Below are 9,535 nucleotides of genomic sequence, written 5' to 3'. Positions count from 1 at the left end.
CCACCCCCAACCCCCTCCCCGCAAGCGATGAGGGGGCTAAGATGTACTTCATAAGAGCGGAAACCGCTGTAAGATGTGGTTCATTTACCCGCAAATCGCTGTAAACTACAAACTTCACTGTAAGGCATATCGGCAGAGACGGAAAATTTTCTGTCTCTACATCAATCCACTCTGAGGATTGCCATATTTATCTAACCATAATTGCACAGCAGATTTTAATCCTGCTCTTTCGGGTTTTTTAATAAGTACCACGAGATTCAACAGGGTTTTGAGTTGCAATGACAAAAAATGGATCTTTTAGTTTTCGCAAATTCCCATCAACAGTAACTTGAAATTCTGCCATTGCTTCTAATTGCTGCTGATTGCCCTTTCATCACTTTTTGAATGTTGTTACATATTTTTTGATAAATTTATCGACCGGACAAACTATTATTCTCTGGGTTTGCATTAGACATTTTTGCCAACTTACTAATACCAATTATGGAGTTAGTAGCAATTGCCATTCTTTGGTTTGGGAATTCCATTTAGGTGAGGAAGTTTCCCCAATAACATAAGGTCCCCAATAGCGTCGAGAACCATCTTGGGCAAAAGCCACTAAAATATCTCCCTGTTCTAGTTTTAGATTACCCTGTGGCAGGGATAAAATTAAACCCTTCTGACTACCTTCTTGGGGAGCAAAATCCCAATGAGCCGGAATATTATATTTAGTTTTGCTCTGGGAGGAGTTTTTAACTGCTGACTGTCGCGCTAATAGAGCTAGACGTACAGGCTGATTTGTTTGATTGCTCATTCGCAAACTGCCTAAGCTTTTGCTTTTATTAGCGGATTCAAGCTGAGATGACAAGACATGAGGTGAATTTTCTGGACTCGGTTTTTCTAATTGCTTGCTTGGGCTAGTTGTGCCATTAGCTGCATGAGCAGATATCACTTCGGAAGCAACAGGTGCGGATTTCCTCTGCTCTAATGTGGAGGTTTTTGGCTTATTAGAATCAAATGATACAGTCATTTCTAGGCATCCCATCATTAGTCCTAATAGCCCCAATGCACAGCCGACAATAGCGAAGTTACGATACATGGCAGATTTCATAATGATAGTGTTTAGAGATAAGATTTTGATTAGCCTTAATCGCAGGGTAGCCGATAATTCCACATGGGAATTAAAGAGTCTTAACCGTATTAGACATGGTGATAATTAAGAGCATATATGTTAATAAATCCATTATGAAGGTTAAAAAACATAATTTTTGCCAGTCAGATATTACTGCTAACAAAGTCTATTTTTAGTAACCTCCTGAGTTAGAAGGTAAATTTCATCTTGGATAATTCACGCTTTATATTTAAGATAACCTTGGAAGGCTGGGAGATACCACCCTTTGGAGCAGTAATATTTTGGAAATATGTATGACTCAAGATAATAGTTTGTATAATTTTTGATGTACACTGAAAACCACAGAGCTATTTATAACAACATTAAATAAGCTGAGACTAAAATCCTATGCCCTCAATAAACAGGTGACAGGAAAAACTGATAACTCATTTAATTTTACCCCGCAGTCTCTTTAATGCAAAATACTCGTCTTAACAATTTATTAGATACCATTGCTACGAGCTTGGGGCAATGGTTTATCAATCCTTGGCGGCGATTATCACTATTGTTAATTAGTTGGTTGTTTGGTTTTTTTCTAGGTTCTGCGGTATCTACTACCGCTGGACAAAAGGCAGAATTGGATATTGTGATTGCTGCTTTTTTAGTCTTGCTGACGGAGATTACCAGCAGAATATTTTATAGTCGCAGCTTTTTTGCAAGACAAGCTCTTTGGGTAGAATCACTCAATTTACTCAAGGTTGGTTTTATCTATAGTCTATTTTTAGAAGCATTTAAGCTGGGTTCGTGATTTTTTAGTTGGGGTGCTGATTATGACTAGTGATTGGTTAAATAAAATTTTGCTCACTGGTGCAATTGACCGATCTTGGCAAGATTTGGCACAAGAATCAGCACTAGTAGATTCTATGAGGGCAAAAGTTTTTAATATTACCCCGGACAATGTATCCCAAGTCATTCAAGAGCGATCGCACCTCCTCGGTCTATTTTTACCCACTTTTAGTCAATTTTGCCAAACTCACCTGAAAATTCCGCCTCAGAAAATGTTACAGGTGTTGTGGGATTTATGGCTACCTTTGGGAATCAAAATCGCATCAAGTCGCAAAGATTTGGGTAGACCTGTAATTCAGGGGATTTTGGGTGGACAAGGTACTGGTAAAACTACAATGTCGCGGATTCTCTGTTTGATTCTCCAGCAGTTGGGATACCGGACTTTGAGTTTATCTTTGGATGACTTGTACAAAACTTATAGCGATCGCTTGGCTTTAATGCAGCAAGATCCCCGTTTGATTTGGCGAGGCCCACCAGGAACCCACGATATCGACTTAGGTTTAAGTTTACTTGATCAGCTTCGCCAAGGCAACAGTCCTGTGAGCATTCCCCGCTTTGATAAATCGGCTCACTCAGGTGCAGGCGATCGCACTACCCCAGAAATTATCGCAGATGAAGTAGATATTGTGCTATTTGAAGGCTGGTTTATCGGTGTGCAACCAATTGACCCAGAATCTTTTACTACCGCACCCGCGCCAATTATCACAGACGAAGACCGAGTTTTTGCTCGTGACATGAATGATCAACTCAAAAACTATCTCCCACTTTGGCAGCGTTTGGATAGTTTAATTGTCCTGTATCCCACCGATTATCGCTGTTCTTTAGAGTGGCGTAAACAAGCAGAAAAGCAAATGATTGCTACTGGGAAGCCAGGCATGAGTGATGCAGAGATAGAAAAATTTGTCAAGTATTTTTGGCGAGCCTTGCACCCAGAATTATTCATCAAGTCGTTGATTACATCTTCCACTGTTGATTTTGTTGTAGAAGTTAATACTGATCACTCTTTTGGGGAAGTGTATAATTACAGCGCCTGATAAATACCCATGTATAATATTTTAAACTAGGCAAGGGTAGGAGCAAGGTTAATAATTTGCTTATTTAGGCAAAAACTAATATTTACTTTTTAACTTACTTTTTTAAAAGATATTTCCATCAAAAAAAAGAAATTTCAACCCAGATTTTTAAACCAAACCAATTATACATGAATAATAAATATTTTGATATACCAGAAGGACTCGATTTTAGTAATTACGAACAACAGCCAATTCATATTCCCGGTCATATCCAACCTCATGGTGTAATCTTCGCTTTACAAGAACCAAATTTAAAAATCTTACAAGTTAGTGAAAATACAAATCAATTTTTTGGTATTCCCGCAGAGTCTTTACTTGGAGAAAACTTAAACTGTTTATTATCTCCAGAAAAAGTAGAATTAATTACCAATTCTTTGCAAGAAGACAAATGTGGATTCATCAATTTTTTAGAAATTAGATCTTCAGTCTTCCTGGGAATGCTTCATCGTTTTCATGGAGTTTTGATTCTGGAACTGGAACCTCATTCATCTACTAAAAAAACACCAAAAATAGCATATGCCCATTTTTTAGAAAAAGCAATTTTTAAGATCGCTCATGCATCTCATTTATCCGATATCTCTCAGATTATTGCCCAAGAAATTAGAAAAATAACTGCATTTGACAGAGTAATGATCTACAGATTTGAATCAGACTATAGCGGAGTTGTGATTGCTGAAGATAAACAAAGTCATCTAGACAGTTATTTAGGACTACATTATCCAGCTTTTGACATTCCCAATCAAGCCAGACAACTTTACTACCAAAATCGGCTGCGAGTTATCCCAGATGTTAATTATCAACCCGTCAAAATTATTCCTACCAATAATCCTCTCACAAATCAACCCCTTGACTTAAGTGGTTCGATATTGAGAAGTATCTCATCATGTCATATAGAATATTTACAGAATATGGGTGTTGCTTGTTCAATGTCCATTTCTCTCATTCATGAAAATAAGCTTTGGGGTTTGATTGCTTGTCACCATTATTCAATCCAATATGTTGATTATGAAATTCGCAAAATTTGCAAAGTCATTGGTCAATTTGCCTCAATTGAATTAATTAATCATCAGGAACGGGCATTAAGTTTCTACCGTCAACAAGTAAAATTAATTCAGCAGCAGCTAAATCAAAATTTAACTAATGAATTAGATTACATCGGTAATGTATTCAAGAGAAATGAAACAAGTTTATTGAATTTACTGAGAGCTACTGGTGCTGCTATCTTATTACAAGGACAATTAATCTTAATTGGTCATACGCCTTCAGAACAAGATACAAGAGAGCTAGTAGAATGGACATTGAATCAAAATCAACAAGAGATTTTTTACACAGATTCACTCTCACAAGTATATCCAAATGCAGCTAATTTTAAAGATATTGCCAGCGGTATTTTAGCAATTTCTATTGTTCTCCATCACAGGTCTTATCATATCATTTGGTTTAGACCAGAGCAAATTCAAACTGTGAATTGGGCAGGTAATCCTCACAAAGCTGTATCTATTAACTCAGACGATAACCAGTACCTCACACCACGCAAGTCTTTTGAACTATGGAAACAAACAGTTAAAGACAAATCACTCCCTTGGCAAGTATTTGAAATTGAAGTAGCACAAGAAATGAGAAATAGCCTTATGCTGGTCGCATTAGAGTTTTCTCAACTAGCACTACAGCAAGCAGCTGAACAGGCAGAAATTGCCAATCAAGCTAAAAGTCAATTCCTGGCCAAGATGAGTCATGAATTACGAACTCCACTCAATGCTATCTTAGGTTTCACGCAAATATTAACCCGCAATAGCTCCTTATCTGAAGAAGATAAAGAAAATTTAGACATCATTAGTCGTAGTGGTGAGCATTTACTAGCTTTAATTAATGATGTTTTAGAAATGTCTAAAATTGAAGCAGGTCAACTCACTTTAAATGAAATCTATTTCGATTTACATCGTCTCATTTACTCAATTCAAGAAATGTTTGCCCTCAAAGCCGCAGACAAGGGCATAAATTTAATCACTGAATTTAGTGCGGAGGTGACTCAATATGTTTATGGAGATGAAGGTAAGCTCAGACAAATACTAATTAATCTCATAGGTAATGCTATCAAATTTACCGTTGTTGGTCATGTTTGTATTAGGGTTTCTTATCCCAGAGATTCTAAATATTTAGAATTAGAAACAGACAAGATAATTGTTCAATTTGAAGTTGAAGATACAGGGACAGGCATTGCTCATGAAGACCAAGAATTAATTTTTGAAGCTTTCCTACAAGCTAAAGGTGGACGACAGTTTATGCAGGGTACTGGACTGGGACTAGCTATTAGTCGCCAATTTGCCAGACTCATGGGAGGTGATGTGACAATGAGCAGTATTTTAGGTGAAGGAACAACTTTTATTTGTTGCCTTCAACTTGCCTTAGCTAATAACGTCGATGTGATTTCTCCCATTCAAAATATCAAACGCGTAGTTGGAATAGAACCGGGACAGCCTAGATATCGCATCTTGATTGTTGAGGATATTTTAGAAAATCGGCAGCTACTTGTCAAACTGCTGAAATATGTTGGTTTTGATGTATGTGCCGTCGAAAATGGTGTAGAAGCAATTGAAATTTACAAAGAATGGAAACCTGATTTAATTTGGATGGATATACAAATGCCTGTGATGAATGGATATGAAGCAACTAAGCAAATTCGAGCTATGAGTCAAGGCAAAAAATTGACGATAATTGCTATCACTGCCAGTGCTTTTGAAGAAGATAAACAAGCCATTTTAGACGTTGGTTGTGATGATATTGTTGCCAAGCCTTTTGAAGAAAGTATTCTCTTTGAAAAAATGGCACATTATCTAAACTTACGCTATGTCTATTCACAGAAAAATTATCGCCAAAAGCTGCCTAAACAAGATAATAATAAATTAATATTATTAACTAGATTGGATTTACAGGTTATGCCTCCTAACTGGATTGCTCAAGTTCATGAAGCAGCATTAGTTCTTGATGATGGTAAACTACACGAACTTTTTCAACTAATCCTCCCAGAACACCAACAAATTGCTGATACATTGAAAAATTTAGTTGATAACTTTCATATCGAGACAATTATTAATCTTACTTCTGAAAAATAAAATAAACTTATGCCTTTATCAAAATATTATAACTATAACGATTTTGGTTTGATTTTGATTGTTGATGACAACCCAGACAATCTACGATTACTATCTAAAATTTTAGAGTCAAAAGGATTAAAAGTTAAGAAAACTCTCAGCGGAAAAGTTGCAATTCAGGCAGCGAAGATAGAACCTCCTGACTTGATTTTACTTGATATTAATATGCCTGATCTAAATGGCTATGAAGTTTGTAAGCAATTAAAAGCTCAGTCAGAAACTGCAAATATTCCCATAATTTTTATTAGCGCTTTAGACCAAACTATAGATAAAATTAAGGCGTTTGAGATTGGTGGAGTAGACTACATTACAAAGCCTTTTCAAGAGTTAGAAGTGTTAGCACGGGTAAAAAATCAATTGATCCTTTACCAGCAACATCAGCGACTGATTGAACAAAACCAGCAATTGCAGGAAGAAATAAAGGTACGCCGAAGAATTGAAGATGCTTTGCTTGCAGCCAATGAGCAGCTACAACAGTTTGCGCTGTTAGATGGATTGACAGGAGTAGCCAACCGGAGAAAATTTGATGACTATTTAAATCTAGAATGGCAACGACTTGCTCGTGAAAATATGCCTCTATCTCTATTATTATGTGATGTAGATTTTTTCAAAAATTATAATGATACCTATGGTCACTTAACGGGAGATTATTGTTTACAGAAGATTGCTAAAACAATAAAATTATCAACTAAGCGTCCATCTGATTTAGTAGCGCGTTATGGTGGAGAAGAATTTGTCATAATTCTCTCCAATACCGATTTTCAGGGGGCTGTATATTTAGCTGAACAAATCCGACAAGAGGTATATAATCTCAAGATTATCCATGCTAAATCTAAAGTTGATAATTTTATAACTTTGAGTGTAGGAGTTGCAACTATTTTTCCTCATTTGGAGATTTCTCCGAATAGCTTAATTGAGATTGTTGACAAAGCGCTCTATGCTGCTAAAGCCCAGGGTAGAAACCGCATTATAGCTGAAAATTTAACAGAATCACAGACAAGGGAAAAGTGAAAGACAGAAACTAGTACCGCTTTGCGTAATTCGTAATTCGTAATTCGTAATTCGTAATTCGTAATTCGTAATTCGTAATTCGTAATTCGTAATTCGTAATTCGTAATTCGTAATTCGTAATTCGTAATTCGTAATTCGTAATTCGTAATTCGTAATTCGTAATTCGTAATTCGTAATTCGTAATTCGTAATTCGTAATTCGTAATTCGTAATTCGTAATTCGTAATTCGTAATTCGTAATTCGTAATTCGTAATTCGTAATTCGTAATTCGTAATTCGTAATTCGTAATTCGTAATTCGTAATTCGTAATTCGTAATTCGTAATTCGTAATTCGTAATTCGTAATTCGTAATTCGTAATTCGTAATTCGTAATTCGTAATTCGTAATTCGTAATTCGTAATTCGTAATTCGTAATTCGTAATTCGTAATTCGTAATTCGTAATTCGTAATTCGTAATTCGTAATTCGTAATTCGTAATTCGTAATTCGTAATTCGTAATTCGTAATTCGTAATTCGTAATTCGTAATTCGTAATTCGTAATTCGTAATTCGTAATTCGTAATTCGTAATTCGTAATTCGTAATTCGTAATTCGTAATTCGTAATTCGTAATTCGTAATTCGTAATTCGTAATTCGTAATTCGTAATTCGTAATTCGTAATTCGTAATTCGTAATTCGTAATTCGTAATTCGTAATTCGTAATTCGTAATTCGTAATTCGTAATTCGTAATTCGTAATTCGTAATTCGTAATTCGTAATTCGTAATTCGTAATTCGTAATTCGTAATTAGAAGAGTTCTCTGTTACCTGTTCCCTGTCATATCAATTCACTTAATTAAAGCTACAAATGAATCTCCGCGTCTGTCCATTTGTATCAATCTTAAAGTGAAACTTTATCACCTGTCACCTGCTATATCTGTTATTGAACTTGCTGAACTAAATCATAAAAAGGTTGCCAATTATCTTCCTGGGCGATTGGTTCCCAAATTGATTCAATTACAGGTCTTAATAATGCTGTTTGTGGATTATATTTAGCTAGAGTTTGGGCAATTATGTCCATTTCATCGGGATCAAAATGATTGAGAATTTGATGATAAAGTACACACCAATTATCAAAAATTGCTGATGCTCCCAAAGCTGGAACAATCTCGGCAGTATTCATCACAAATGCAGGTTCATCACGCCATTTACTGTTAAAGGTGCGAGCCATATCTGAAAAAAATTGATGATAACCAATTTGGCTATCTTGTAAAAAAGTGATTGTTAGTTGCAAAAGTTGATCAGCTTCGGCAAATTGCCCATTTTCAAATCCTAACTTTTTCAACATGAGAGTCCGATATTCAGCAAGATAATATTCGGCAAATTTAGATAAACCACTTTGCAAATCACCGATATCAATTACTGCCTTTAAAGGTTCTTGCAGCAATTCTAAATTCAGTTTGCAAATACCTGGCTGCTGACTGTAACAATAGCGTTTATAATAATCAAAATATGCCGCAGTAAAGGATAGATCATAAGTGGGAATAAAGGCGTAGGGACCATAATCAAAACTCTCTCCTGTAATCGACATATTGTCAGTATTCAGGACTGCATGACAAAAACCAGCCGCCATCCACTGTGCGACTAGTTCGGCTACTCGCTTCACTAATTCCGCATAAAACAGGGCATATTTATCATCTTCAGAATTGAGATGTTGGTAATAAGTCGCAATGACATGATCTAGCAACTTTTTGGTTAAATCAGGACGCTTTAAATAGTGCAGTCGTTCAAAACTTCCAAACCGGATATGGGATTTACTCATCCGTATCATTACTGATGAGCGAGTAGGCGAAGGTTCATCACCCCGCCACAAACCTAAACCTGTTTCAATCATACTCAGACAGCGTGAGGTTCTGACACCTAAGCGGTTTAGTGCTTCTGCGGCTAGAACTTCCCTGACTCCACCTTTGAGGGTGAGCATTCCGTCACCACCACGGGAGTAAGGTGTTGTCCCAGAACCTTTAGTACCAAAGTCGTATAATTCGCCATCGGTTCCCCGCACTTGTCCGTAGAGAAAGCCTCTACCGTCACCCAAACGTGAGTTATATTCACCAAATTGATAACCGTGATAACGCAGTGCTAATAAAGGTTTGCGTTCTTGAAATTTCCCAAAGGCTGTAATAAAATCTTCGTCTTTGACTACTTGAGGATCAAGTCCTAAACTGGGTAGTAGTGCATTATTGCGCCAACGCAGAATGTGTTGGGGAAATTCTGCTGCTGTGACTTCATCATAGTAGTCACTACCTAGAGATTCTAAGGCGCTTTCGTAGTTAAGGGTAAGTAAAGGATTACTAGAATTGGTGTGATTTGGAGTTTCAGCCAGAGTCAT

At 36.5% G+C, this 9,535-nt stretch carries 6 protein-coding genes and 1 pseudogene; 4 read left to right on the top strand and 3 right to left on the bottom strand.

Annotated elements, in window-relative coordinates:
- Window positions 1-241: 241 nt before the first annotated feature.
- A pseudogene (locus A9Y75_RS29050) lies at window positions 242-352 on the bottom strand (AAA family ATPase); the annotation flags it as partial.
- 126 nt (window positions 353-478) lie between these two features.
- Complete coding sequence (locus A9Y75_RS09520) at window positions 479-1,087, bottom strand: hypothetical protein (protein ID WP_071189309.1); 609 nt, start codon at window positions 1,085-1,087, stop codon at window positions 479-481.
- A gap of 475 nt (window positions 1,088-1,562) precedes the next feature.
- Between A9Y75_RS09520 and A9Y75_RS09515 the strand changes: the two genes are divergently transcribed.
- The 4 genes from A9Y75_RS09515 (at window position 1,563) to A9Y75_RS09500 (ending at window position 7,169) form a co-directional block, all read left to right on the top strand.
- A complete protein-coding gene (locus tag A9Y75_RS09515) occupies window positions 1,563-1,895 on the top strand; it encodes a DUF565 domain-containing protein (RefSeq protein ID WP_071189308.1) in 333 nt (110 codons plus the stop codon).
- A 22-nt stretch (window positions 1,896-1,917) separates the two neighbouring features.
- Window positions 1,918-2,967 (top strand): glycerate kinase, encoded by a 1,050-nt coding sequence (locus A9Y75_RS09510; protein ID WP_071189307.1) that lies wholly within the window; start codon window positions 1,918-1,920, stop codon window positions 2,965-2,967.
- A gap of 167 nt (window positions 2,968-3,134) precedes the next feature.
- A complete protein-coding gene (locus tag A9Y75_RS09505) occupies window positions 3,135-6,119 on the top strand; it encodes a response regulator (protein WP_071189306.1) in 2,985 nt (994 codons plus the stop codon).
- 9 nt (window positions 6,120-6,128) lie between these two features.
- Window positions 6,129-7,169: a PleD family two-component system response regulator gene (locus A9Y75_RS09500; protein WP_071189305.1), complete on the top strand. Its 1,041-nt coding sequence runs from the start codon at window positions 6,129-6,131 to the stop codon at window positions 7,167-7,169.
- A gap of 917 nt (window positions 7,170-8,086) precedes the next feature.
- Here A9Y75_RS09500 and A9Y75_RS09495 read toward each other — a convergent pair.
- Window positions 8,087-9,535: a YdiU family protein gene (locus A9Y75_RS09495; protein ID WP_071189304.1), complete on the bottom strand. Its 1,449-nt coding sequence runs from the start codon at window positions 9,533-9,535 to the stop codon at window positions 8,087-8,089.

Source organism: Trichormus sp. NMC-1 (assembly GCF_001858025.1).
Lineage (GTDB): Bacteria > Cyanobacteriota > Cyanobacteriia > Cyanobacteriales > Nostocaceae > Anabaena.
This window is presented reverse-complemented; position numbering and strand designations above follow the sequence as displayed.

Coding starts and splice junctions, on each gene's coding strand:
- A9Y75_RS09505 (WP_071189306.1), top strand. CDS start 3,135: ATGAATAATAAATATTTTGATATACCAGAAGGACTCGATTTTAGTAAT.
- A9Y75_RS09510 (WP_071189307.1), top strand. CDS start 1,918: ATGACTAGTGATTGGTTAAATAAAATTTTGCTCACTGGTGCAATTGAC.
- A9Y75_RS09520 (WP_071189309.1), bottom strand. CDS start 1,087: ATGAAATCTGCCATGTATCGTAACTTCGCTATTGTCGGCTGTGCATTG.
- A9Y75_RS09495 (WP_071189304.1), bottom strand. CDS start 9,535: ATGACTCTGGCTGAAACTCCAAATCACACCAATTCTAGTAATCCTTTA.
- A9Y75_RS09500 (WP_071189305.1), top strand. CDS start 6,129: ATGCCTTTATCAAAATATTATAACTATAACGATTTTGGTTTGATTTTG.
- A9Y75_RS09515 (WP_071189308.1), top strand. CDS start 1,563: ATGCAAAATACTCGTCTTAACAATTTATTAGATACCATTGCTACGAGC.